Below are 25,459 nucleotides of genomic sequence, written 5' to 3'. Positions count from 1 at the left end.
GTGACCCACGGCAACGCTAGGCTGAGCACCTGACACGGACAGGTCGGCGATCACGGGGTGACCTGCACGAGGAAGTGGTTGGGGGACCCGATGGCTGACGTCCGCAAGGCCAGGCAGTTGTTCGAGCTCGGCGTGTTGTCGCTGGGTATCGCCGTCGAGGGTCAGGAGCCCGTCAACAACCCCCAGCAGGCCGCCAAGGCGTTCACGCGGGCCAGCGAGTGGGACCCGACGATGGCCGACGCCTGGCTGGGCCGACTTGCCTGCGGCGAGGACACCGACGAGGTGCTCCTCGCGCTTTACCGCACCCGGTCCACCATCGGTCATGAACAGCGCCGACTCGGCCTCCCGCAGCGCACGCTGGTCGGTCGCTGGGATGCCGGCTTCATCACGTACCCGCTCTCCGACGTCACGGAGGCCACCGCCGCGTACGCGGCGTCGCTGATGCGCGGCGAGGACTTCGCGGGTGCGCAGGACGTCCTCAACGAGGTCCCGGCCGCACATCGTGTGCCGATCGTCGAATACGTCCAGGCGAGTCTGTTCATGTCAGCACAGCGATGGCCCGATCTGCTGACCGCGCTGCGCCGCTCCGAGAAGTGGGGCGACACCTTCTTGCAGGCTGCCGCCGACTTCCTCGCCGGCAGTGCGTGCGTCCAGATGGGCATGTTCGGTGAGGGCATCCGACGACTCCAGAACGCCATCGACGGCCCGATCCCGACGTTGGCCACCCAGGCGATGTTCGTGCACGGCATGGCACTGCGCGAGCAAGGGCACGAAGAGAAGGCACGGGCCCTTTTCGAGCAGGCCTACGCCCGGGACCCGGGGTCCCCGGCCGGTCAGGCACTCAAGTCGCCGGGCTTCCGGCTCGTGCTGACCTCCCCGGAGCAGATCGCCGAGCGTCGCGACCCGTGGGACCCGACGTCGGCGGTGGCACCGGTCGAGACACTCGTCGCCGACACCACCGATCAGCCCGAGATGACCGAGATGGTCACCGAGGCCCAGCGTGAGCTCGCCGATCAGATCGGCCTGGAGTCGGTGAAAGAACAGGTCGCCAAACTGCAGTCGGCGGCGACCCTGGCCAAGATTCGTGCCGACCGCGGCCTGAACACGGCATCGCGCAGCCTGCATCTTGCGTTCACCGGTCCGCCGGGAACCGGCAAGACGACCGTCGCACGCATCGTCGCCAAGATCTACTGCGGACTCGGATTCATCAAGACCGACAAGGTGATCGAGGCGACCCGCCGCGACCTGGTCGGCGAGCATCTGGGTTCGACCGCGCCGAAGACGTCGGCGGTCATCGACTCCGCGATGGACGGCGTGCTGTTCATCGACGAGGCGTACACGCTGATCCAACAGGGCCTGTCCGGTGGCGATGCCTTCGGCAAGGAGGCGGTGGACACACTGCTGGCCCGGATGGAGGACGACCGCGACCGGCTCGTGGTGATCATCGCCGGCTACGACGCCGAGATCGATCGTTTCCTCGCCTCCAACGACGGTCTCTCCTCCAGGTTCGCCCGTCGCGTCCGCTTCGAGTCCTATACCCCGCACGAGCTCGCACAAATCGGGGATTTCATCGCACGCAAGCGGGATTCGCTGCTGACCCCCGCATCGGTCGCCGAACTCGAACAGGCATGCACGCCGCTCTACCACGACGTGCAGGTCGGCGATTCGGGTATACGGCGAGCGAGCGACGTGGCGGGCAACGGTCGCTTCATCCGCAACATCATCGAGGCAGCGGAGGAGGAACGCGAGTACCGGCTCAGTACCTCCGGCGACCTCGACTCCCTGTCGCAGGATGATCTGATGCGGATCGAGGTCGCCGATGTGCGAACCGCGCTGGCGAGCGTGTTGTCGGGGCTACGGCTGCGGCACAACCGTTCTCAGGCGTAGCCGATCGACGCGGTGACATGGTGCGGGCGGGGGTCACCTTCCAATTTGTGAATGAAGCGCTCGATGTACTCGAACGTCTCGCGGTGTCCGGTGTCGAAGCCGAGTTGTTTCTCCATCATGACCATTCGGGACACACTGGTGATCATCACGATCACGACGTCGGCCGAAGGATCCCACGGTTTGACGTCGTAGGTGGGCAGGATCTTCTCGATCGCCTCCCGCGCCTGCACCCGCAGCTGATCCGAGTACCGTGCGATCTCCGCGCGTAGCGCAGGTCGATGACTCGCGAGTGCGACGAGTTCGGTCGCGAACTGGGCGACCGATGGATCGATACTGAACTGCCAGAGCGCCCAGAGCGGCTGCGGCGACTCCAGCAGGGCGCGCTGATGCTCGAGCCCCTGTTCGGCTCTCCGCCGGAACATCTCCAGGAAAAGCTCGTCCATCGTGCGGAAGTAGTAATGGACCAGCTGCGGCTTCAACCCCGCCGCCTGGGCGACCTTCCGTGAAGTGACTGCGGCGTAGCCGCTTTCGAGCATCAGAATCTCGGCTGCATCCAACAGGATCGAACGATTCTTCGCCTCCGTCGATCCGAATCTCCGCTCGGCCACCATGTCACCTCTCATCGACTCGACATTTCACCCTAAACCGGCACAATCACCCTTTCTCGGCGACTGTGATCTTGACCTCATCTGTGGCGCGTGGTAACAAGCATTACACGCCGCTGAGCACTCGCTCAGCATTGCCGACCATTTTCTTCAGCCAGCAGAACTTTGCATCTGACGACCGTTGCCCCACAGGAGGTTTCCGGTGAGCGATCTGACTTCTCTGAATTTCTTCACCGATCAGAGCCTGGTCCCCGACCCCAATCCGTACTTCGACGAGATGCGGAGCAAGTGTCCAGTGGCCAAAGAGCCGCACTTCGGTGTCCTCGCGATCACCGGCCATGCCGAGGCGGTGACCGTCCTCAAGGACCCCGCGACGTTCTCGTCGTGCGTCTCCCCCACCGGCCCCTTCCCGGGCCTCCCGTTCGAGGTGACCGGTGACGACATCAGCGACCTGATCGACGCGCACCGCGACGAGCTCCCCCTGCACGAGCACATGGTCACCATGGACCCTCCCGATCACACGCGCGCTCGCGGTCTGCTCAGCCGCCTCCTGACGCCCCGCCGCATCAAGGAGAACGAGGAGTTCATGCGTCGGCTCGTCGACGAGTTCATCGACGAGTTCATCGCCCGTGGCGAGTGCGAGCTGATGGAGGAGTTCGCAAAGCCGTTCTCCTTGCTCGTGATAGCCGATCTGCTCGGGGTGCCCGAAGAGGATCATGAGGAGTTCCGGACCGCGCTCGGGGTGCCACGCAAAGGCAGCAGGCCCGGCGCTCTGGACTCGGAGATCATGGCGGACAACCCGCTGCAGTGGCTCGACGACAAGTTCACCGTCTACATCGAGGAACGGCGCGCCGAGCCGCGAGGGGACGTTCTCACCTCGTTGGCCGAATCCAAGTACAAGGACGGCAGCACCCCGGAGGTCTTCGAGGTCGTCCGCACCGCGACCTTCCTCTTCGCCGCAGGCCAGGAGACCACGACGAAGCTGATCAGCGCGGCGCTGCGGTTCATCGGCGAGCAGCCCGACCTGCAGCAGCGACTGCGCGACGATCCGGGGATCATCCCGACGTTCATCGAGGAGACCCTGCGGATGGAGAGCCCGGTCAAGAGCGGTTTCCGGGTGGCCCGCAAGACCACCACCGTCGGTGACACCGATGTGCCCGCCGGCACCATCCTGATGTTCTGCCCGGGGGCGGCCAATCGTGACCCCGACCATTTCCCGGACCCGAACACCTTCGATCTCGACCGGACCAATGTTCGCGAGCACCTGACGTTCGGCAAGGGAATCCATTCATGTCCCGGTGGTCCGCTCGCCCGGATCGAGGGTCTGGTCTCGGTCGAACGATTCCTCGAGCGAATGGACGACATCCGGGTCTCCGAGGAGCACCACGGTGTCGATGGCGATCGACGGTACAACTTCGAGCCGACCTATATCCTCCGCGGGCTCACCGAGTTGCATCTCGAGTTCACCCCGAAGGCCGGTGAGTCGAAATGACCAGTACCACAACGGTCACGACCACCGTCCGCACCTCTGTCGTCACCGGCGGCGGCTCGGGAATCGGCCGGTCGATCGCCGAGCATCTCGCCGACGCCGGGCATCGGGTCGGTGTTCTCGATCAGAACGGCGATGCCGCCGAAGATGTCGCCGCCGAATTACGTGCCCGCGGCGCGGAAGCCATCGCATTCGCGGTCGACGTCTCGGATCGGACCTCGGTCGACAAGGCGATGGGCATGATCCGCGAGAGGTTCGGACCGGTGGAGATCCTCGTCACCAGCGCCGGCGTCGAATCCCAGATGCCGTATCCGGATATCGCACAGGATGAATGGGACCGGATCATCTCGGTCAACCTGACGGGAACCTTCAACTGCACCCAGGCCGTCATCGGGGACATGCAGGCCGGGCAGTGGGGACGCATCGTCACGATCTCGTCGTCGAGTGCCCAGTCGGGGGCGCCCGAACGGGCCCACTATGTCGCGTCCAAAGGTGGTGTCATCGGGCTGACGAAGGCGCTCGCCTTCGAATATGCACCGCACGGGATCACCGTGAACACCATTCCGCCCTCGATCATCTCCACGCCGATGGCCGACAAGGCGGTCGAGGAGGGATTGCTGCCCGCGCTCGACGACCTCGCCGCCTTGACACCGGTGCGCCGCGCCGGTCTGCCCGGCGACGTCGCTGCGGCAGCCGCATTCCTGTGCTCGGAACAGGCCGGGTTCATCACCGGTCAGGCCATCGGCGTCAACGGCGGCTGGTACATCTGACGACCACCGCTCTCCGGTGTCGTGCCCGCAGCCCGGGGTGCGCGCCGCGGCCCCGGCGTCCCGCGATCGGACGTGGGATGCCGAGGAATCCACCGGGCCAGAGAGGGGGAACCGATGCCCGCCGTCAACAGTGGCATCTGGACCCGCACAGCACGACAAGACCAACTGTCTCCCGAGAGCGAGCGCGACCATCCCCCGACACTTGCGAGACCGCACGAGCACTCCCCGGGCCCTGCAGAACAAGGCGACCACCCCGCAGGCCGAGCCGAGCATTCCCTGACATCTGAGAAGCGAGCCGAGCACCCCCCGGTCCCCGCGAACCGAGCCGAGCACCCGGTCCCTGAGGAGCGAGCCGAGCACCCCCCGGTCCCTGAGGAGCGAGCTTGCGAGCGTCACGAAGGGCCACCCCCACCACAGGCGACCGACGAGATCGCCGCCTGGATGGGCGGATACGTTCACCGGCATCCCCGAGCATCACTGGAAACCGTTGGTGGACAGTGCGTTCTAGGCGCTCGGGCCATGCAGTACCTGATCGTCGACCTGCTGAGACTTCGGTTCCCGGTCAAAGAGTTCATCCGCCAGTCCACGTTCATGGCGTCGGCGTCGGCGCTTCCCACGATCTTCGTGGCCATCCCCATCGGCATGACCTTGTCCATCCAGTTCGCACTGCTGGCGGGCCAGGTCGGGGCGAACTCACTCGCCGGAGCGGCCAGCGGTCTCGCGGTGATCCGCCAGGGCGCACCAATGGTCTCCGCCCTCCTGATGGCCTCGGCCGCCGGTTCCGCAGTGTGTGCGGACCTCGGTTCCCGCAAGATCCGGGACGAGATCGATGCGATGGAGGTCATGGGCCTCTCGGTGATCCAACGACTCGTCGTGCCCCGACTCGCCGCAGCCGTGCTGGTCAGCGTCGCCCTCACCGGCGTCGTCTGCTTTGTCGGCTTCCTGTCCGGGTATCTCTTCAACACCTTCGTCCAGAACGGCACACCGGGAACCTTCGTGACGACATTCGCCTCGTTCGCGACGATGTCGGACTTCTATCTGACGATGGTGAAATCGGTTGTGTTCGGGGGAATCGTGGCGATCGTCGCATGCCAGAAAGGACTCACCACCCGGGGTGGTCCGGCCGGCGTGGCCAACTCGGTCAACGCCACCGTCGTGGCGTCCATCATCCTGCTGATGCTCGTCAACGTCGGCTTCACCCAGATGTACGTGATGCTGTTCCCCCGGACGGGGTTCTGATGGCCTCCACCTACTACCCCAGCGGACTGCGCCCGCTGGTCCGCACCACCGACGCGGTCCTCGACGTCATCTTGCGCATCGGCCACCTCGCCGCATTCGCTGTGCGAGCGCTCGTCTCGATCCCGACCGCCGTTCGGCACTATCGCAAAGAGTGCCTGCGCATCCTGTCCGACGTCACGTGGGGCAATGGTTCGATCGTGGTCGGCGGTGGAACCGCCGGGGTGATCATCGTGCTCGGTGGCGCCGCAGGCGCCATCGTGGGGATCGAGGGATACAACGCCCTGCATCTGCTCGGTATGGAACCCGCCACCGGCATGGTCGCCTCCACCGCGACCACGCGCGAGCTCGCGCCGATCATGGCCTCTCTTGCCTTCGCCGCCCAGGCGGGCTGCCGCTTCACCGCACAACTCGGCGCGATGCGTATCTCCGAGGAGATCGACGCCCTGGAAGCACTCGCGATCCGACCGATCCCCTACCTGGTCTCGACCCGCCTGTTGGCGTCGATCGCTGCCGTCATACCGCTCTACCTCGTCTGTCTGGCCGTCAACTACATCTCGGTACAGTTGGTCGTCGGCTTGGCCGGCGGACTGTCGGGCGGCACCTACCAGCATTACTTCGCACTCGTACTCAATCCGACCGACATCGTCTATTCACTGACCAAAGCGGTGATCTTCGTGATCATGACGAGCTCCATCCAGTGCTACTACGGCTTCTACGCCAGCGGGGGGCCACAGGGCGTGGGCACCGCATCCGGGCGGGCGATGCGCGCCAGCATCTCGGTGATGATCGTCGCCAATCTTCTTCTCACCGTGGCATTCTGGGGTGTCGGGAGCGGCGCCAGGTTGAGCGGATGAAATCCCCGAGCATCCATGACGCCGGGCCGCACGGGTTGTCGAACAAGCGACTCCTCGTCACCGGCATCATCGCCATCCTGCTGATCACCGTCGTACTGGCGGTGATCGGGCTCAAAGCCGGTGGGACATTCACGCCCGCCGTCGGTGTCACCGCCGAACTCGCCGACGTCGGCGACGGCCTGCCGGTGAACTCCGATGTGAAGTTCCGCGGCATCATCGTCGGCACGGTCACCGGAGTGAAGCCGGCAACGGGTGGCGCCGACAACACCGTCGACATCGCCATCACACCCGAGCGGGCCGCCGGTATCCCACGCACGGTGACCGCGCGCGTGGTGCCCAGCAACGTCTTCGCCGTTTCGTCGGTCCAGCTGATCGACAACGGGGCCGCCCCGGCGATCACAAGCGGCGATGTCATCGTGCAGGATGCCCACGCCTCGACCGTGCAGTTCCAGACCGCCCTGACCAAGCTGCGTGACATCGTTGCCGCATCCGCACGGGCCGGCAGCGACCGAACCGTCGGCATGCTCGCCGCCGTTGCCGCGGCCACCGATCGGCGCGGCCCCGAGATCGCCGAGGCGGGCTCTCAGCTCGATCGCATCGTCGGCGAACTCGACGGGGCACTGGAGCCAGACGGAGGCCCCTCCACTCTGAGCTCGTTGAGCACCGCGGTCACGGGCCTACGGAAGTCGGCACCCGACCTCCTCGACGCCCTGCACAGTTCGGTGGCACCGATGCAGACCCTCGCGCGCGAGTCCGCTGCTCTCTCAGATCTTCTCGGAGCGGGGATCTCGACGACCGCGCGGGTCAACACGGCCCTGCGACGCAATACCGACCAGATCATCCAGATCACCACCCAGGCAGCACCGGTCCTCTCCGTGGTGGCCGCGGGCAGCTCGTCCTTCACCTCGATCGTCACCAACCTGCGAGTCATCTCCGACAAGTGGTTCACCGAATTCTGGCCGGTCGGTCAACAGAACGCCACCGGAAAGTTCCTGTTCCAATTCACCCCGCACAAGCTGTACACGCGAGCCGACTGCCCCCGGTACGGGAAGCTGGAAGGACCCAGCTGCACAACCGCTCCCAGCAGCGTGTCGCCGCCGGTGCTCAAGAGCGACGTGCGCAAGGGACTCACCCCTGGATACCAGACCACGAGCATGGGCGGCAACGTCGGCTCAGTCGGCAGCCAACAAGAACAATCGGCGCTCGGCGGACTCGTCGGGGGCGGTCCGAACAGCGCGAACACCATCCTGCTCGGTCCCCTCGCGCGCGGTGCCACCATCAACGTCTCTCCCGCGTCCGCGGCCGCGCCGGCGAATGAGCACGCATCGGAACTCGAACCGGGGGGATCATGAGCATCCGCAGACCACTCATCGGGCTGATCCTGTTCCTCCTCGTCGCCTTGGCGCTCACCTCAACAGTGGTGGTCACCCTCCAGCGTGACGTGTCACAGGACACCGCGAAGTACAGTGCGATCTTCACCGATGTCACCGGCCTGAAGACCGGGGACGACGTCCGGATGGCCGGAGTCCGCGTCGGGCGGGTGGACTCCGTCGCCCTCGACGGCACCAACGCGCGCGTGCAGTTCGAGGTCGACACCGATCAGGTCGTCGACGGCGGGACGAAGGTGTCCATCATCTATCAGAACATCGTCGGCCAACGGTATCTCGGACTGTCACGGACCGACTTCACCGACAAGGCCCCCTTGCACGACGGCCAGATACCCCTCGGACATACCGAGTCGTCCTTCGACATCTCCGCTCTCCTCAACGGCTTCGAACCGCTCTTCAGCGTGCTCGATCCACAACAGGTCGACAACCTCACAGAGGCACTGATCAAAGGCCTGCAGGGTGATTCGAGTTCGATCGCGACCCTCGTCGCCCAGACATCGACACTCGCGGAATCCATCGCCGGCCCCGACCAGGTGCTCGGCGAGGTCATCGACAACCTCTCCCGCGTCATCGGCGCCATGGCAGCGCAGCGAGGCAACATCGACACCGTCCTGATCAGCGCCCGCACGATCTTCGAAAAGATCACCGCGCAACGTGATTCGTTCATCAATTCGCTGGACACGACGGCCCAGGTGGCCGACCGGGCATCGGCGCTGGCACAGGCCGCCCTGCCCGAGGCACAGCAGATGCTCTCCCGCCAACCGGGATTCCTCGGACACTTCCTCGCCAACAAGGACGAGTTCGGCTATCTCGGTTTCAATCTGCCACCCCTGCTGAAAGGATTGGCCCGAGCAACCCAATCGGGCGCCTACATCGACACCTATCTGTGCAACTTCAACGCGACGTTGATACCGGCGCTGAGCACCGTGATTCCGTCGATCGTCAAATACGCGACCCCCTCCGGCCAAATCACGCAATCCCCGATCTGCAGGTGACACCATGAGAAATGTCGTCGCCCGTCTGCGTCACTCGATGTCCCGACCGATCGAGAGCTGGAACAAGGTCATCATCGGCAGCGTCGCACTGATTTCCATCGTGGTCATCGCGCTCGGACTGATCCAACTGAGCGCGTCCGGGATCGGGAAGCAGGAGGTGCACGCGCAGTTCGCTCAGGCCGCCGGTGTGACCTCCGGCGATTCGGTGAGCGTTGCCGGCGTTCCGGTGGGATCGGTCACCGGTACCAGCCTGGACGGCACCTTCGTCACGGTGACCATGGAAGTCAACGACGATGTGGCGCTCGGCTCCGAGACGGAGGCGTCCATCAAGCTGACCACCCTGCTCGGTTCCCGATACATCCAAATCTCCCCCGCGGGTTCCGGATCGCTACCAGACGGTCTCATCACGCTCTCGCACACCACGGTCCCCTATGACCTGCAGCAGGTACTGCAGAACGCGACGACCACCTTCGAACAGGTGGACGCCGAACAGATCGGCCGGTCGATGACCACGCTGTCACAACAACTCGACGGCACACCGCAGTTGATCCCGCAGGTGTTGACCAACGTCCAGAACCTGTCGAACATCCTCGCCGATCGGCGCGGACAAATCGGGTCGCTGCTGACCAGCACGCAAAAACTCACCGAGGTGATCCGGCGGCAGCAAGACGGTCTCGGTCAGCTCATCACGCAAGGCCGAGAATTGCTGCGCGCATTGCTGACCCGCCAGGTGATGATCAATCGGCTACTCGACGCCACAACGGTACTGGCCGACCAGCTCCGACAGGTCGTGGTGGCCGACCGCACCGGCCTCGACAAGCTGATCACCAATCTCGACGGTCTGCTCGACAGCCTTCGCCGCAACGACACGCTGCTGCGCAACACCATGGAGATCCTGCCCGTCCCGGTCCGCAATTTCGCGAACGCCACGGGGACCGGCAATGAAACCGACTTCTCCGCACCCGCCGGACCCTTGATCGACTCCTGGATGTGCGCCATCTCCAAACAGGCCGACCTCGTAAACCTACCGCCCTACTTCAAGGACTGCCGATGATCCGCGGCCGAATAGTCAAGGTGGCGTTGCTCATCGTTGCCGCGCTGTTGGTCTTCGGCGTCGTCCGCGCCTGCACCGACAGTTCGCACACGATCACCGTAGACGCGCAGTTCGACAACGGCGCCGGACTGTACGCGGGTAACGCGGTCGCCGTCCTCGGCATGCCGGTCGGGAAGGTCACCAAGGTCACCCCCCACGCAGGGTTTGTCGAAGTCGAGTTGCAGATCGACTCGGACACGCCGATACCGGCCGGTGTCACCGCGGTGACCGTCTCCACCTCGGTGCTGACCGATCGGCATGTGGAACTGACCCCGCCGTATCAGGGCGGCCCCCGGATGTATGACCACGCTCACCTGGACCTGACCCGCACCCGCACGCCCGTCGAGGTGGATCGGATGCTTGCCATGGCCGACAAGATGTCCGTGCAACTCCGGGGCGACAATCGCGGCAGCGGTCCGGTCGCCGACCTCCTCGATACGGGGGCAGCGATGACCGCGGGCAACGGCGCCGACATCCGGTCCGCGCTCGGGTCACTCTCTCGGGCCATCGCCCTCGGACCCGACGACGGGAAACAGACCCGCAACGCCATCACCGGCGTCGTCGACGACATGTCCGTCCTTTCGGAAACGGCAGCCCGAAACGACAAGGCCATTCGCGCGTTCGGGTCGTCAGTTGAGCAGATGTCGGACCTGCTGGCCGACCAGAACATCGGATGGGGCACGACCGGCGCCAAGATCAACGCCATACTCGGTGAAGCGACCGATCTGATGCAGCAGCGTCGCAAGGATGTCGCGGACACCGTCTCCGGCGCGACCACGGTCACCCGCGCGCTCGCCGACTACCAGCGCCAGCTGTCGGAGTTCGTCGACGTCGCGCCACTCGTGATGGACAACGCCTACAACACGATCGACCAACGTGCCGGCATCGCGCGAGTTCACGCACAACTCGAGAAGGTTTTCTTCGATGGCCAGCTGGTCAAGGAGGTCTGCAACGTCCTGGGTATGCGCCAACTCGGCTGTGCCACCGGCACCCTACGCGACTTCGGGCCCGACTTCGGGATGACCGGGATGCTCGAGGCGATGGCGGGAGCCCCACGATGAAGGCCGCACTCCGGCTGGTCGCACTGGCGGCTTGCGCCGTCATGCTGGCCGGTTGTGGGGTCGGTCTCGCCGATCTTCCTCTGCCCACCAAGGGGGGCGAGTCCGCCGAGACCTTCACCCTACGCGCCGAGTTCGCCAACGCCCTGAACCTGCCAGAGGACGCTAAGGTCAAACTCAACGGCGCCGACGTCGGGTCCGTCGAGGCCATGTCAGTGCACGACTACGTCGCCGTGGTCACCATGAAGGTCCGCGACGACGTCACACTCCCGGTCGGCACGCGCGCCGAGTTGCGCTCGGCCACCCCGCTCGGCGACGTCTTCGTCGCGCTGGAACCGCCCCGTCAGACCACCACCGGAACAACAGATCTCGGCGACGGCGACACCATCGCTCTGGCGGACACCGGAGCGGCCACGAGCGTCGAGGAGATCCTGTCCACATCAGCCCTCTTGGTCAACGGCGGCGTCCTGCGCGATCTCACCACCATCGTGAACGGCCTGGGCCACACCGTCGGCGACCACGGTGACCAACTCGCCGACATGATCGCCCGCTCGACCCGCCTCATCTCGTCGTTGTCCGCGCGGGCCGACGACATCCGCAACGCGTTGCGCCAGACCGACGCCCTCGTCTCGACGATGTCCGCGCAACAGAACACCATCAACGACTCGATCGCCGCGGCCGGACCCGCGCTGGCCGTGATCGCCGACAACTCGGCACAGATCATGAGCCTCGTCGATCAGGTGGGTCGGCTCAGTACACAGCTGTCGCGGTATCCATCGATCGCCACCGGCAAGACGCAGAATCTGGTCGCCAACCTGAACTTGTTGTCGAAAGGCCTCAACGACGCTGCTACCGCGTCCGGCGCCGACCTCACCAAGATGAACGCACTGATTGCTCCGGTCATCAAGATCACCAATTCCGCCGCAGCCCACGTCAATGCAGACCTCCAGGACCTTTCCATCGGTGCCCTGGCCGATCCCCGACACCGCGCCGATCCGGGCGGCCGATTGCCCGACGTCAGCGACGTCGGGAACTTCGTCGGAACCATCACGTACACCTTGGAAAAGCTGCGCAAGAAGTTGGAACCACCGCGATGACCTCGACAACCCGCACGGGCCCCGCCGACCCGTCCTCGTTCCTGACCGGCTTCGTGGAATTGCCCGCCCGCGGTATCGTGTCGGCGACCCGGACCGGTCGGCGACATCGACTGGGGCTGTCCGCACTCGGGTTGGCCGGTGTCCTGATCCTCGGTCTCGGCTACCTCACGTTCGGGGTCTTCCACAGTTCACCCGCGAGCTCCCCCATGGTGGTCCGAGTGCAGCTCAAGGAATCCGGCGGTCTGCTGGCCGGACAGAACGTCACCCTGCGCGGTGTCCCGGTGGGCCGTGTGCAGAGGGTCGACCTCAGCGCTGACGGTGTCGTCGCCGTGGCCGACATCGACCCGGATGTGCAGATTCCGGTGCGCGGCGAGGTCAGGGTCGCGGGCCTGTCCCTGGCCGGCGAACAGTACCTGGATTTCCGGCCGTCGACGTCAACGGGGCCCTACCTCACCGACGGTGCGTTGATCTCGGCTGACCAGACGTCGACTCCGGTCCCGCTCGCCAACGTGCTCGACGACGCCAGCGGAATGCTCGATCAGATCGACCCGGACAAGCTGCGGACCATCACCCACGAACTCGGTGTCTCCCCGCAAGGTTCACAGCGTCTGGCCGACATCATCGACGGCGGAACCTTTCTCATCTCGACGCTCGACTCGGTCCTCCCACAGACGGTGAGTTTGCTCAAGACCAGTCGCACGGTGCTGACCACTTTCGGCCAGGGCGCGCCGGCACTGACCGCGACCTCCCAGGACCTCAAACACCTGATGGCCGGTGCGGCACGCAAACAGAACGGGTATCGCACGCTGCTGAATCGGACACCCGCGGCGCTGCGTGCCACCGACGCCATCATCGCCGACAACGCGCCCACGATGGTGCAGCTACTGGGAAACCTCGCGACCGTCACCCAGATGGCTTACCTGCGTGTGCCGGCCCTTCAGGAGTTCTTCTTCCCCGTCGACCGTGACGGTTCCACTCTCGGTGCGCTGGCAACCACGATGCGAGACGGTGGGATCTGGGCAGCCGTGAACATCTATCCACGCAACGCCTGTGACTACGGGTTGCCTCGACTGCCACCCACGCAGCCGGACTTCCCGGAGCCGTACCTGTACACCTACTGCAACAACGACGACCCGACGGTGCTGATCCGAGGAGCACGCAACGCGCCGCGTCCGCCCGGCGACGACACCGCAGGACCACCACCCGATGCGGCCCCTGATGCACGGTCGAGTCCGTCGCCGACCGGTCCACAGTCGATTCCACTCCCCTTCGCCGGACCCGCGCTGCCGTCGAAATGACCTGACCGCACCAACGATCGAAAGGACCATCGTGAACACCACCACGACACCGGCACCGCACAAGTCGTCCTCGGTACGCCCACCGTCGGCACGCTCCACCGCCAAGCGGATCGCCGGGGCCAAGCCCAGTTCGCGCCGCGGCACCGCCGCCGATACCGAGACCACGTCCACGCCTACGGAGGTCGCCGAGGCCGATGAGTTCGTCGCCGAGCCCACCGCGACCCCCACTGTCGACGACAGCGCAGATGCGCCTACCGACACAGCGACTGACGACGCCACCCCCGAAGTCGTGACCTCTGCCGTACCGACGCGGCGCGCCCGGATGCGGTCGGCGCTGACCGGTCGCAGCACCGGCCGGGTCCTCGCCGCCGCTGTCACGCTCGTTGCCATCGCAGGCGTCGGCCTCGCGACTTGGTTCGGCTGGGAGTGGAAGCAGGACCGCGACATTCACAACGCAGCCGTTGCCGCGCAGTCGGCGGCCGAGCAGTACGCGGTGTCTCTGACCAGCGTCAGCGCCGACAGCGTGGACAAGGACTTCGCAACCGTACTCGGTGGTGCCACAGGAGAATTCAAGGACATGTACGCCAAGTCGAGTGCGCAGCTTCGTCAGCTGCTGGTCGACAACAAGGCGGACGCGCAGGGCAAGGTCATCGAGTCGGGCATCCAGTCCGCGGCCAAGGACAAGGTGGTGGTCCTGCTGTTCATCGACCAGAACGTGAAGAACGCGTCCACTCCCGAACCCCGGATCGACCGCAGCAGAGTGGTGATGACCATGAACCTGATCGACGGCCGCTGGCTGGCCTCCAAGGTCGACCTCCCCTGACCGGGATGCGCCACGCACCCGATCACAGGGACGCCTGCGAGGAAGCGGCCCCACCCGCTCCCTGAGGAGCCTCCGAGCTTGCGTCACCACCCGCCCCGGAGGAGCCTCCGAGCTTGCGAGCGACCCACCCCGGTCCCTGAGGAGCCTCCGAGCTTGCGAGGATGCATCACCACCCGGTCCCTGAGGAGCCTCCGAGCTTGCGAGGATGCGTCACGAAGGGCCCCCTTCGTGACGGCCCTCCGCTAGCGCTCCGGACCTCCTCAGGGATCGAAGTCGGGGCACCACCCGTCCCGAGGAACGAGCGTCCAAACCCGGGTCGAAACAACACCCGTCCCGAGGAATGGGCGACCCCACCCCGGTCCCTGAGGAGCGAGCTTGCGAGCGTCCCACCCCGGTCCCTGAGGAGCGAGCTTGCGAGCGTCACGAAGGGCAATCCACATCGCACCAAACAGCTCGCGGTTATCCACAGTTGACCAGCGTCTCGTTTCCCGCCGCCCGATCACACCCAGAATGGCTGCATGCCTTGGGTATATCTCCTCGAGTGCGCCGACAAGAAGTATTACGTCGGCAGCACACGCGATCTCGAACGTCGGATGGACGAACACCACACCGCGCAGATCGGATTCACCTCCACTCGCAGGCCGGTGAAGCTCGTCTGGTACGCCGAGCTGGACACCGTAGCCGACGCGTACGCCATCGAGCGCCGTATTCACGGCTGGTCGCGTCGCAAGAAGGAGGCGCTGATCGAGGGTGACATCGACTTGATTCGGTCCCTGTCGAGTCGGAGTCGTCGCAAGTCCCCACCCGATCCCTGAGGAGACCCGAAGCGCTGGCGAAGGGTCGCACGCGTTGGGCCGGCCCTTCGTGACGCTCGCAAGCTCGCTCCTCAGGGACCGATAGGCGACGCATCCTCGCAAGCTCGCTCCTCAGGGACCGAGAGGCGACGCATCCTCGCAAGCTCGGTGGCTCCTCAGGGACCGAGGTTGCTCGCAAGCCCACTCAGAGTCCAGGTCACGCGAACGCCGACGTCACTCCGATGATCTTCTCCCGCAGTTCCGGACGGCAGATCACCAGATCCGGGAGATAGGTGTCGTCGCGGTTGTAGACAAGTGGCGATCCGTCGATCCGGCCGCACCACAACCCTTTTGCCTGCGCCACCGCGACGGGTGCCGCCGAGTCCCACTCGTACTGCCCGCCGGCGTGGACATACGCATCCGCTTCGCCGCGGACGACGGCCATCGCCTTGGCGCCTGCCGACCCCATCTGCAACACCTCGCCACCGATGGCATCGGCCACGGCCTGCGAGAACTCCGGTGGCCGTGAGGCACTCACCACCACCCTGGGTAGCTGACCCTTCGGCGCGGTCGCCAATCCGTCGATCGGCTCCACGGCCTGTGCGTCATCGACGTAGGTGACACCGAGCGCCGGGAGCGCCACCGCACCCGCTATCAGCCCGCTGTCGGCGGACCACAGCGCCACGTGCACCGCCCAGTCGGTGCGCCCTTCGGTGCCGTATTCGCGGGTACCGTCAACCGGATCCACGATCCACACCCGGTCCGCCGACAACCGGTTCTTGTCATCGGCTGATTCCTCCGAGAGCACGGCGTCGGCGGGTCGCTCCGCGGCCAGCCTGGCCAACAGCAACTCGTTGGACCGCAGATCGCCGGCCTTGCCGAGTTCCTTTCCGGTCAAGCCACTCTCGGCACGGATGTCCATGAGCAATTCTCCGGCGGCAGTGGCCAACTCGCCGGCGAGGACGCGATCGTCCGACACTTCGTCTCCTACAGTCCCAGGTTGCGGATGACCGATTCGGCCACCTCGAGGGGCGACCCGTCCGATGGTGTCACGACGATGTCGGGGGTGACAGGACGTTCATATGGCGAGTCGATCCCGGTGAACTGACTGATCTCACCACGGCGCGCCTTCGCATACAGGCCCTTGGGGTCCCTTTCCTCGCAGACCTCCAGCGGGGTGTCGATGAAGATCTCGTAGAACGGCAGCCGACGCTCGGCGTGAATCTCCCGCGCACGCTGACGTTCCTCGGCGAACGGGCTGATCAACGAGACGATGGCCACCGCGCCCGCATCGGCGAACAACGCCGCGACCTCACTGGTGCGACGGATGTTCTCGCGGCGATCGTCATCGGAGAAACCGAGATCGGCGTTGAGTCCGTGCCGCAGATTGTCGCCGTCCATCAGGTAGGCCGGCCGGCTCTCGGCGACCAGGCGCCGCTCCAGTTCGACGGCCAGCGCCGACTTTCCCGATCCGGACAGACCGGTCAACCAGATGGTGGCACCCTGATGAGTCCGCTGCTCCCGACCCACCTTGGTGGTCTGCCACACGACGTGACTGTCCTTGCTGACCGGTGCGGTGATCATGCCGGCGCCAACCGTCTTGTTGGTGGCCTCGTCGATCAGGATGAAGCTTCCGGTTTCCCGATTCTTCCGGTAGGAGTCGAACATCACCGGCTGCTGAGTGTGCAGGGCGACGCGCGCGATCTCGTTGAGCCCCAGCGTCTTCGCCTCTTCGTCACGGTGCAGCGTGTTCACATCGAGACGGTAGTTCAGGCCGCTCACCTGCGCTCGCGTCATGCGGGTGCCACACATCATCTGGTAGCGGTTTCCAGGGCGAAGTTCGGTGTCGTCGGAGAACCAGCACACCATCGCGTCGAGATCGCGGCCGACGTAGGGGCGGTTGTTGGGTCGTGCCAGCATGTCTCCACGAACGATGTCGATCTCGTCGGCGAGTTCGATCGAGACGGCCATGGTCGCAAACGCCTCGTCGACCTTGCTACCTCCGGGACCCCAGATCTCGGTGATCGTGGTACTGAATCCACTTGGCAACACGACAATCTCATCGCCGGGAGAGAACACCCCGCCGGCCACCGTACCGGCATAGGCGCGGTGATCGGCGCCGTCGCTGCGCTGTGGCCGGATGACGTACTGCACCGGCATCCGCGCGTCGATGAGATTGCGGTCCGACGCGTGGTAGACGTTCTCCAGATGATTCAGGAGCGGACGGCCCTCGTACCAGGGCATGTTCGCCGACTGCTCGACCACGTTGTCACCGGCCAGCGCCGACAATGGTATGAATGTCAGGTCGGTGACGTTCAGTTTGGCGGCGAAAGCCACGAAGTCATCGCAGATCTCGTCGAACCGCTCCTGCGACCAGTCGACGAGATCCATCTTGTTGACGCAGATCGTCAAGTGCGGGATACCCAGAAGGGTCGAGAGAAACGCGTGCCGACGGGTTTGTTCGAGCACTCCCTTGCGCGCGTCGATGAGGATGATCGCGAGGTCGGCAGTCGACGCGCCGGTCACCATGTTGCGGGTGTACTGCACATGCCCGGGGGTATCGGCGATGATGAACTTGCGCTTCGGCGTGGCGAAATACCGATAGGCGACATCGATCGTGATGCCCTGCTCGCGCTCGGCCCGCAACCCGTCGGTCAGCAGCGCGAGATTCGCATATTCGTCACCGCGTTCGGCGCTGGTGCGTTCGATGGATTCGAGCTGATCGGTGAAGATCGCCTTCGAGTCGAACAGCAGTCGGCCGATCAGGGTGGACTTGCCGTCGTCGACCGAGCCGGCCGTCGCCAGGCGGAGCAGTTCCTTGGCGCCTCGACGAGGCCCGCTCACTTCGTTCCCGGCGCCCATCACACCGGGCCCGCTCACTTCGTTCCCGGCGCCCATCACACCGGGCCCGCTCACTTCGTTCCCGGCGCCCATCACACCGGGCCCGCTCACTTCGTTCCCGGCGCCCATCACACCGGGCCCGCTCACTTCGTTCCCGGCGCCCATCACACCGGGCCCGCTCACTTCGTTCCCGGCGCCCATCAGAAGTACCCTTCCTTCTTCCGATCCTCCATACCCGCCTCCGAGATACGGTCATCGGCCCGGGTCGCCCCACGTTCGGTGACCCGGGTGATCTCGATCTCGGCGATGACCTTCTCGATGGTGTCGGCGTCGCTGAGCACACAGCCGGTACAGGTCGCGTCGCCGACGGTGCGGAATCGGACCAACTCGGTCCTGGTCTCCTCGCCGGGGTACTCCTGCAGGAATCTTGTCTTCGCGAGCAGCATCCCGTCACGCGGGATCACTTCACGTTCGTGGGCGTAGTAGATGGGTGGCAGTTCGATGTCCTCCGCGCCGATGTACTGCCAGATGTCGAGTTCGGTCCAGTTGCTGAGCGGGAAAACCCGGATGTGCTCACCCTTGTGGTGGCGGCCGTTGTAGAGGTGCCAGAGCTCGGGACGTTGGGCTCGGGGATCCCAGGCGCCGAACTCGTCACGGAAGCTGAAGACGCGCTCCTTCGCGCGGGCCTTCTCCTCGTCGCGACGGGCACCGCCGAAGACGGCATCGAACCGGTTCTCGGTGATGCCGCGCAGCAGGGCGGTTGTCTGCAGGCGATTGCGACTGCCACCCGGTCCGGTGTCCTCGACCACCCGCCCGGCGTCGATGTCATCCTGGACCGAGCTCACCACCAGGCGGACACCCGTCTCTTCGACGACTCGATCGCGGTACTCGATCACTTCGTCGAAGTTGTGGCCGGTGTCGACGTGCATCAGTGGGAACGGTACCGGCGCGGGCCAGAACGCCTTCTTGGCGAGATGAAACATGACCACCGAGTCCTTGCCGCCGGAGAACAGCAACACGGGCCGCTCAAACGTGGCGGCCACCTCGCGCATGATGTGAACGGATTCGGCCTCCAGCGCCTCGAGATGCGTCAGCTCATACCCGTGATGCGCACGTCGATCTCTCGCGTCGGTCGTGCTCGGCACCATTCCATCTCCTTGACATGTCGAATATTCGACACTCAGTATTGACTATGTGACACAGACCGTAGGTGAACCGTCCGGCGCGAGTCAATCATCGCGCACGCACGCGTCTCCTCCCACGGCTCGCGTGGTCCGCATCATCGAACTACTCACCGATCCGGACCGAGGCCCGCTGACGCTTGCTGAAATTGTCCGCCACATCGGACTCTCGCGTGCCACGGCCCACGCAATCGTCGTCGAACTTGTCGAGCAGGGCTGGGTACTCCGAGATCCCGTGACCGGCGCCTACGGGATCGGGCCGGGCTTCGTGGCCCTCGCGCGCACCGCCGACGGCGCCGACCATCTGAACCGCTGGGCCGCGGCGAGCGCCCGCGAACTCAGCAAGCGGTTCGGGATCGCCTGCTTCGTGGCGCGACGTACCTCGCCCAACGAGGTCACCGTGGCCGACCACGCCATCCCCGAATCGTTCGTCGATGACGGCGGCACCTCACCATGGTTCCGTCACGGCCGACGAATCCGGCTTCGCCCACCCATCTGCCGGGAGTTCATCGCCCATGAGCCGGCCGCCGTCCGGTCCGCCTGGATCGGACAAGCACCCGAGGCGATCCGGACCCGCCTGAGCACGGTCCTGACGGTCGTCGCCGAACGCGGTTACTCGATCGAGCGGATGACCGACGATCACATGGCGATGATCGAGGCGCTGGGATCACTCGACGCGATGTCGGACCGGCTACGTACACGCGTGGGCGATCTGTTGACCGAGTTGTCCGACATCGACTACCTGCCGAGCGAGCTGGAGGGCGAGGTCGCCGCGGTCACCATCGGCGCCCCCGTCTTCGACGAGGCCGGGCATGTGGTCGCCTCCCTCGTTGCGTGTCCGAACGCGACCCTCCCCGTCGAACACCTGCACAGGCTGGCCGAAGCCACGAAGTCCGCCGCCAACCGCTTGTCGGCTTATTTGCGCTGAGATCGTCCGATCCGCAGGTGTCGTCGACGACTTCAGCTCGGCGCATCCGCGCGCGACCGTTGCGTCAGCGCCACTCTCACCAATTCCGCAGCTGCCACCGCTTTCTCGAACTGCCCGGCCCTGATCAGGTCTTCGGTCGCCGCCGGCTTCTGCCACTTCGCGATCGGTTGTAGCTTTCCGTCGAGGAAATGCTGACGACACTGGCCTCGCTGGATCTTGCCGCTGGAGGTGGTGGGAATCGTGGAGCGGTCGACAAGCAGCACCGAGTGGGCGTGGAGTCCGTATCGTTCGGCAACCGCAGCCCGGATGTCGTCTATCGTCGCGGCGCACTCGGTCTCGTCGATTCGGTCGCGGGCCACTTCCTGGACGATGACGAGTTCTTCGACCTGCCGTAGCCCCGGGGTGAAGGCGAAGGCCGCACCCCTGCCCGACAGCAGCGCAGGATGGCATCGCTGCACCGTCAGCTCGACGTCGTTGGGATAGTGGTTGCCACCGCGGATCACGATGAGGTCCTTGATTCGTCCGGTGATGAAGAGTTCTCCTCGCGCCAGGAAACCGATGTCGCCGGTTCGCAGAAACGGCCCCTCGGATGTCTCCTCTATCGACGCGGCAAATGCGTGCTCCGACTCGTCGGGCCTGCCCCAGTACCCCTGACCAACACTGGGTCCGGCGAACCAGATCTCACCGACCTCGTTCGCCTCGCAGCGACGCCGGGTGACCGGATTCACGATGGCCACCTGCCCGCCTCGAGGTTGCCCGCATCCGACCACGGCCACGGACCGGTCACCCGGGACGCCATCGGCAATACGGTCCAGATTCAGTGCCTCCCGGTCGATGTGGGCGACCAGCGGAAGATCGGAATCCGACCCTCCCGACACCATCAGTGTGGCCTCGGCCAGTCCGTAGACGGCAGAGAAGGCTTCCGCCCGAAAACCGGCGGGGGCGAATGCGGTTGCGAATGACTGCAGTGATGCCGCCTGTACGGGTTCGGCCCCGTTCATGACAGTCCGCAGGCTCGACAAGTCCAGCGCCGCACGCTCCTGCGCTGTGCTGTGCTCGACGCAGAGGTCGAAGGCGAAGTTCGGCGCGACCGTGTAGGTGGCGCGGTGTCGTGACAACGCCTCCATCCATGCCATGGGCCGCTTGACGAAGGCGGTGGGCGACATGAGGTGCGTGGTGGTCCCGAGGTGGATCATCGAGAGGACCCCACCGATGAGGCCCATATCGTGGTGCGACGGTAGCCAGAAGCAAGCGACGTCGGTGTCGCCACCCGGCCAGGACTCTCGGATGGCCTCCAGGTTGCGCAGCAGGTTGCCATGGGTCAGAACGACACCCTTCGGCGCCGTGGTGGACCCAGATGTGTACTGCACCATGGCCGTTGTGGTGCCGTCGATGTCCGGCATCACCCAGCGATCCGCGGCGGTGGGTGCCCCATCCATCAGGGCCCACTGTAGGTCCCTGCCCTGTCCGAGCGCCTCCAGAGCGGTCCTGATGCCTTCGTGTGTTTCGCTGACGCCCAACACGAAACGCGCTCGCGCATCGGGAACCACCGAGGACAGGCGTGGAGCGAGTCGCTCGTGCACCGGAACGGCGACTGCCCCGGCATAGATGCACCCGAAGTACCCAGCGATGTGATCCAGACCCGGCCGGCACAGGACCAACACACGCTCCCCGGCTGCACCTTGCTCCTGCAGACCGGCCGCAATCGACCGCGCCCTGAGGTCCAGCTCGCGGTAGGTCAGCTCGACGCCGCCGCAGCCGTCGCCGTCGTAGGAGAATCCGAACGCGAGCTTGTCGCCATAGGTCTGGGCGCGCTCTCGTAACAGGTCCAGCAGGGTCGCCTCGCCGGGGGGTGTGTGCTTGGACATTCGTCACCTCACCATCGTGAACTCGCAATTGACGGCCGGTGCCGGCCGCGAGCAGTGAGCGACACTACCCGAAAACCGTTTGGGCACCGATGTTTTTGCGAATCGCTTACTCGGACGTCAGGCGCTCGACTCCGAGCAGCATCCGCAAACGCATACAAAAGTCTCAATGCGAACTTGAGACCTCCGTCAGGGTTGACAGCTATCAGACCTTACCGCCCGGTCAGGAAATGATCTCGAAACCTGGTTTAACGATAGAACGGAAAAGATCGGCCCGACCTGGGCCTTCACCACCCGCGGACCCTGCGAGCGGCAGCGATCAGTGGTTGCGCAAGGAAACTATTTTTCGCCAAACCACCCCTTTCTGAGCGCCGCTCAGCTTACGTTCAGCCAACGTTTAGTTAGGCAACAAAACGAAGGAGCAGTCGTGCCGCGTTCAGCCTGCGTCAACGCCGACGTCGACCAGACAACCCAACGTCCCTGGATCACCACTGGAGTCGCACTCGCCGGCGCCGGCCTCCTGGCCCTCACTCCGGCCCTCCACACCGAGATACCGGCGGCGTACCGGGCGCCGGACGCGGCAGCGGTCCGACTCGCGGCGGAGCTGTCACAGCCCTACGTCGATGCGTTCAACACCGCATCGACCAATGCCTCGACACTCGCCGGAAACTTCTTCCTGGCGCCGGGATTGCCTCTACAACAGGCGATCGTGAATCAGGCCGACTTTCTGCAGCAACTCCTCGACGATCCGTCGAACGCCGATGCGGTGGTGGCTGCGATGCGCAGCAATCTGGAAGCGGTACTGACCGGGTTGACGCTGATCGGCGCCGACGCGGACACCACCAGCACGGTCACCAATCACACCGTCGACGGCCTGCACGGCCTGATCCTGCAGCTCCTCCCCCAGTTCCTGCCGTCCGGCGGTATCGATCCCTCGGTCATCGCAACGGTCATGAACGTGTTGGCATCGCCACTGAGTGGCGTCCTCATCGGCGTTGCAGGGCCGTTCATCAGCCCGGCCGTGGCCACCCTCAACAGCGCCATCACCATCGCCGGCGCGATCCAGGCCGGGGACATGGATGCCGCATTCGCCGACGTGTGGGCGACACCGGCCGATGTGATCGGCTCCTTCTTCAACGGAGCGACCCTCGACCTCACCGCCTTGACACCGCTGATCAACGATTCCGGCCTGCTGGGCTCCACCACACTCAACAGCCTCGACATCGCGTTCGGCGGCTTGTTCACACCGGGCAGCATCGGCCGCGGCTCCTACGATCTCGGCGACGCGGGCGAACTCACCGCTCCGGGCGGCTCGATACTGAACAGTGTCGGAATGAACGTCACCACCGACGCCCTCGGCGTGCCCATCACCTTGGACATCCCGGGGAACGCGGTCGGGCCGATCGGCGCTCTCGAAGGGATGTCGCAGACCATCGGGGCCTTGCTCGGCGACGGCTGGGACGGAAAGAACGGCAAGCCGGTGCCGCCTCTGGCGGGCCTGCACTTCCCGACCCTGAGCGACTCCACGAGCAGCACCGACGTGAACGCCATGTTGACCACCCTCCTCGGCGGCGCCGAGGCACCGACCACATCGACGACGCCGTCGAGCGATGCCCCGGCGGACGCCGGCCCGGCAGTCAAAGCGGTGACGTTCGACGTCGGTTCATCGACCGCCCCCGACGACGCAGAGGCACAATCCGCCACGGCCGGGAAAACGACCACCGACGCACCGCTCAGCGGCACCCCGACAGGCTCGGAATCCGTCTCCGCCACAACCGAATCCCCGATCAGCCCGCCGCCGTCCGAAACCACCGGGGTGACGGAGGACCAGTCTGCACAAACCCGCTCGCCGGGCGGATCGACGACCGGCGGGCCCGCCACCAGTTCCTCGTCGGACACCGGTTCCACCGACGCGAACGGTTCGAGCGACCCGGCCGACTCGGGTGGGACCGGGTCGACCAGCGACTCCGAGTCCAGTGGCACCTCGTCCAGCACGAGTGGCGGCGAGACGGACTCGGATTCCGGCCCCGACTCGAGCTCGGACTCCGGAACCGGCTCCAGTTCGGGGTCGGGTTCGGCCACTGATGCCGGGACCGGCCCGGGTGCGAGCTCCGGTTCGGATTCGGGGTCGTCCGGAACCACCAGCTGACAGCAGACCTTTGGTGGTCAGGTGCAGGGTCCGGCCCGGTCTTCCGAGCCGGACCCTTCGCGGCGTCGGGCCGGCACTCGGAGGTCGGCGCGAGGCCCCGGATTCCCCCACCACGCGGACACCCGACTACCAACCAAGCACTTGCTAGGTTACGCTCGGGGACATGAGCGACGCCGTCATCCCGCCTGCACTCGGCCCCGACGACCTTGGGCCGGATTCGTCTCCGGTCGCCTACGAGGTCGGTGGACCCGAGGGCGCCGTTGCCTACGTGACCCTGAATCGTCCCGACTACCGCAATGCGCAGAACTCGGTGATGACGTATTCGCTGGATGCCGCGTTCCGCAAGGCCGTCGACGATGCAGCGGTCAAGGTCGTCGTGTTGCGCGCGAACGGTAAGCATTTCTCCGCCGGCCACGACATCGGCACCCCGGAACGCGACTTCGACACCTTCTACGACAACGTCGCGACCCTGCATTGGGACCACACCGACAAATCCGGGGCAGATCAACGTCTGGCCCGCGAGATCGAGGTCTACATGGGGATGTGCCGACGCTGGCGGGAGATGCCCAAACCGCTCATCGCCCAGGTCCACGGCGCCTGCATCGCCGGTGGCCTGATGCTTGCGTGGATCTGCGACTTCATCGTCGCCTCCGACGACGCCTTCTTCTCCGACCCGGTGGCCCGCATGGGCATTCCCGGCGTCGAATACTTCGCCCACGCCTACGCATTGGGCACCCGCCGCGCCAAGGAGATCCTGTTCACCGGCGAACGGTTCACCGCTTCCCAGGCGGCCGAGTGGGGCATGGTCAACCATGTCGTTCCCCGAGACGAGTTGTCCGCCAAGGTCGATGCGATCGCGGAGAAGATGGTCGCCATGCCGATGCAGGGTCTGTTCCTCAGTAAGAAGGCCGTCAATATCTGCGAGGACCAGATGGGGTTGCGCAACTCGATGGATTCGGTGTTCGGCTGGCATCACTTCGCCCACGCGGCCAACGCCGAGGACGGCGGCGACTCACTCGGCGGCATGGATGCGAAGTCGATGAAGGCCTCCGGCGCCGGGAGCGCAGCGGCCGGGCCGACTGCCACCGCCGCGCAGGGGAGCTGA

Annotated in this window: 21 protein-coding genes; 16 read left to right on the top strand and 5 right to left on the bottom strand. The window is 65.5% G+C overall.

The window, feature by feature from the left end; genetic code table 11:
* Positions 1-90 precede the first annotated feature (90 nt).
* Positions 91-1,887 carry a type VII secretion AAA-ATPase EccA gene (eccA, locus tag ACVT6V_RS09190; protein ID WP_489899498.1) on the top strand — a complete coding sequence of 599 codons (1,797 nt, stop codon included), beginning with the start codon at positions 91-93 and terminating at the stop codon, positions 1,885-1,887.
* On the opposite strand, the gene ACVT6V_RS09185 is transcribed toward eccA, so the two are convergent.
* Positions 1,878-2,510, bottom strand: coding sequence for a TetR/AcrR family transcriptional regulator (locus ACVT6V_RS09185; RefSeq protein ID WP_489899497.1), 633 nt, complete (start codon positions 2,508-2,510; stop codon positions 1,878-1,880). The two genes, eccA and ACVT6V_RS09185, sit on opposite strands and share 10 nt — an antisense overlap.
* 184 nt (positions 2,511-2,694) lie before the next feature.
* On the opposite strand from ACVT6V_RS09185, the gene ACVT6V_RS09180 reads away from it, so the two are divergent.
* The 12 genes from ACVT6V_RS09180 (at position 2,695) to ACVT6V_RS09125 (ending at position 15,411) form a co-directional block, all read left to right on the top strand.
* Positions 2,695-3,984 (top strand): cytochrome P450, encoded by a 1,290-nt coding sequence (locus tag ACVT6V_RS09180; RefSeq protein WP_489899496.1) that lies wholly within the window; start codon positions 2,695-2,697, stop codon positions 3,982-3,984.
* Complete coding sequence (locus ACVT6V_RS09175) at positions 3,981-4,751, top strand: SDR family NAD(P)-dependent oxidoreductase (RefSeq protein WP_489899495.1); 771 nt, start codon at positions 3,981-3,983, stop codon at positions 4,749-4,751. Before ACVT6V_RS09180 ends, ACVT6V_RS09175 begins: the two co-directional genes overlap by 4 nt.
* Positions 4,752-5,192: 441 nt before the next feature.
* Positions 5,193-5,990 (top strand): MlaE family ABC transporter permease, encoded by a 798-nt coding sequence (locus ACVT6V_RS09170; RefSeq protein ID WP_489899494.1) that lies wholly within the window; start codon positions 5,193-5,195, stop codon positions 5,988-5,990.
* Positions 5,990-6,844, top strand: coding sequence for an MlaE family ABC transporter permease (locus ACVT6V_RS09165; protein ID WP_489899493.1), 855 nt, complete (start codon positions 5,990-5,992; stop codon positions 6,842-6,844). The genes ACVT6V_RS09170 and ACVT6V_RS09165 overlap by 1 nt, the downstream gene beginning before the upstream one ends.
* The gene (locus ACVT6V_RS09160; RefSeq protein ID WP_489899492.1) at positions 6,841-8,196 is read left to right on the top strand and encodes an MlaD family protein; all 1,356 of its coding nucleotides are present in this window, start codon (positions 6,841-6,843) and stop codon (positions 8,194-8,196) included. The genes ACVT6V_RS09165 and ACVT6V_RS09160 overlap by 4 nt, the downstream gene beginning before the upstream one ends.
* A complete protein-coding gene (locus ACVT6V_RS09155; RefSeq protein WP_489899491.1) occupies positions 8,193-9,227 on the top strand; it encodes an MlaD family protein in 1,035 nt (344 codons plus the stop codon). The genes ACVT6V_RS09160 and ACVT6V_RS09155 overlap by 4 nt, the downstream gene beginning before the upstream one ends.
* Positions 9,228-9,231: 4 nt before the next feature.
* Complete coding sequence (locus ACVT6V_RS09150) at positions 9,232-10,281, top strand: MCE family protein (protein WP_489899490.1); 1,050 nt, start codon at positions 9,232-9,234, stop codon at positions 10,279-10,281.
* Positions 10,278-11,381, top strand: coding sequence for an MCE family protein (locus tag ACVT6V_RS09145; protein ID WP_489899489.1), 1,104 nt, complete (start codon positions 10,278-10,280; stop codon positions 11,379-11,381). Before ACVT6V_RS09150 ends, ACVT6V_RS09145 begins: the two co-directional genes overlap by 4 nt.
* Entirely contained in the window at positions 11,378-12,475 is a 1,098-nt protein-coding gene (locus tag ACVT6V_RS09140; protein ID WP_489899488.1) for an MlaD family protein, read from the top strand. Before ACVT6V_RS09145 ends, ACVT6V_RS09140 begins: the two co-directional genes overlap by 4 nt.
* Entirely contained in the window at positions 12,472-13,773 is a 1,302-nt protein-coding gene (locus tag ACVT6V_RS09135) for an MlaD family protein (RefSeq protein WP_489899487.1), read from the top strand. The genes ACVT6V_RS09140 and ACVT6V_RS09135 overlap by 4 nt, the downstream gene beginning before the upstream one ends.
* A 31-nt stretch (positions 13,774-13,804) precedes the next feature.
* Entirely contained in the window at positions 13,805-14,596 is a 792-nt protein-coding gene (locus ACVT6V_RS09130; RefSeq protein WP_489899486.1) for an Rv1363c family protein, read from the top strand.
* 518 nt (positions 14,597-15,114) lie between these two features.
* Positions 15,115-15,411 (top strand): GIY-YIG nuclease family protein, encoded by a 297-nt coding sequence (locus tag ACVT6V_RS09125; protein ID WP_489899485.1) that lies wholly within the window; start codon positions 15,115-15,117, stop codon positions 15,409-15,411.
* Positions 15,412-15,607: 196 nt separating this feature from the next.
* On the opposite strand, the gene ACVT6V_RS09120 is transcribed toward ACVT6V_RS09125, so the two are convergent.
* The 3 genes from ACVT6V_RS09120 to cysD form a co-directional block, all read right to left on the bottom strand.
* Positions 15,608-16,369, bottom strand: a complete 762-nt coding sequence (locus ACVT6V_RS09120; protein ID WP_489899484.1) for a 3'(2'),5'-bisphosphate nucleotidase CysQ — start codon at positions 16,367-16,369, stop codon at positions 15,608-15,610.
* A gap of 8 nt (positions 16,370-16,377) precedes the next feature.
* A complete protein-coding gene (gene cysC / locus ACVT6V_RS09115) occupies positions 16,378-18,252 on the bottom strand; it encodes an adenylyl-sulfate kinase (RefSeq protein WP_489900762.1) in 1,875 nt (624 codons plus the stop codon).
* Between the two features lie 179 nt (positions 18,253-18,431).
* Entirely contained in the window at positions 18,432-19,379 is a 948-nt protein-coding gene (gene cysD, locus ACVT6V_RS09110; protein WP_489899483.1) for a sulfate adenylyltransferase subunit CysD, read from the bottom strand.
* Between the two features lie 46 nt (positions 19,380-19,425).
* Here cysD and ACVT6V_RS09105 point away from each other — a divergent pair, with 46 nt between their 5' ends.
* Positions 19,426-20,340, top strand: coding sequence for an IclR family transcriptional regulator (locus ACVT6V_RS09105; RefSeq protein ID WP_489899482.1), 915 nt, complete (start codon positions 19,426-19,428; stop codon positions 20,338-20,340).
* 32 nt (positions 20,341-20,372) lie between these two features.
* Here ACVT6V_RS09105 and ACVT6V_RS09100 read toward each other — a convergent pair whose 3' ends face one another.
* Positions 20,373-22,208, bottom strand: coding sequence for a fatty acyl-AMP ligase (locus tag ACVT6V_RS09100; RefSeq protein WP_489899481.1), 1,836 nt, complete (start codon positions 22,206-22,208; stop codon positions 20,373-20,375).
* A gap of 424 nt (positions 22,209-22,632) precedes the next feature.
* Between ACVT6V_RS09100 and gjpA the strand changes: the two genes are divergently transcribed.
* On the top strand, positions 22,633-24,354 hold the full coding sequence (gene gjpA, locus ACVT6V_RS09095) for an outer membrane porin GjpA (RefSeq protein WP_489899480.1): 1,722 nt from the start codon (positions 22,633-22,635) through the stop codon (positions 24,352-24,354).
* A 163-nt stretch (positions 24,355-24,517) separates the two neighbouring features.
* A complete protein-coding gene (locus tag ACVT6V_RS09090; RefSeq protein ID WP_489899479.1) occupies positions 24,518-25,459 on the top strand; it encodes an enoyl-CoA hydratase in 942 nt (313 codons plus the stop codon).

It is taken from the genome of Gordonia sp. LMA167 (genome assembly GCF_058130025.1).
Note: the sequence above shows the minus strand (reverse complement) of the source record. Positions and strands in the feature narration are given on the sequence as shown.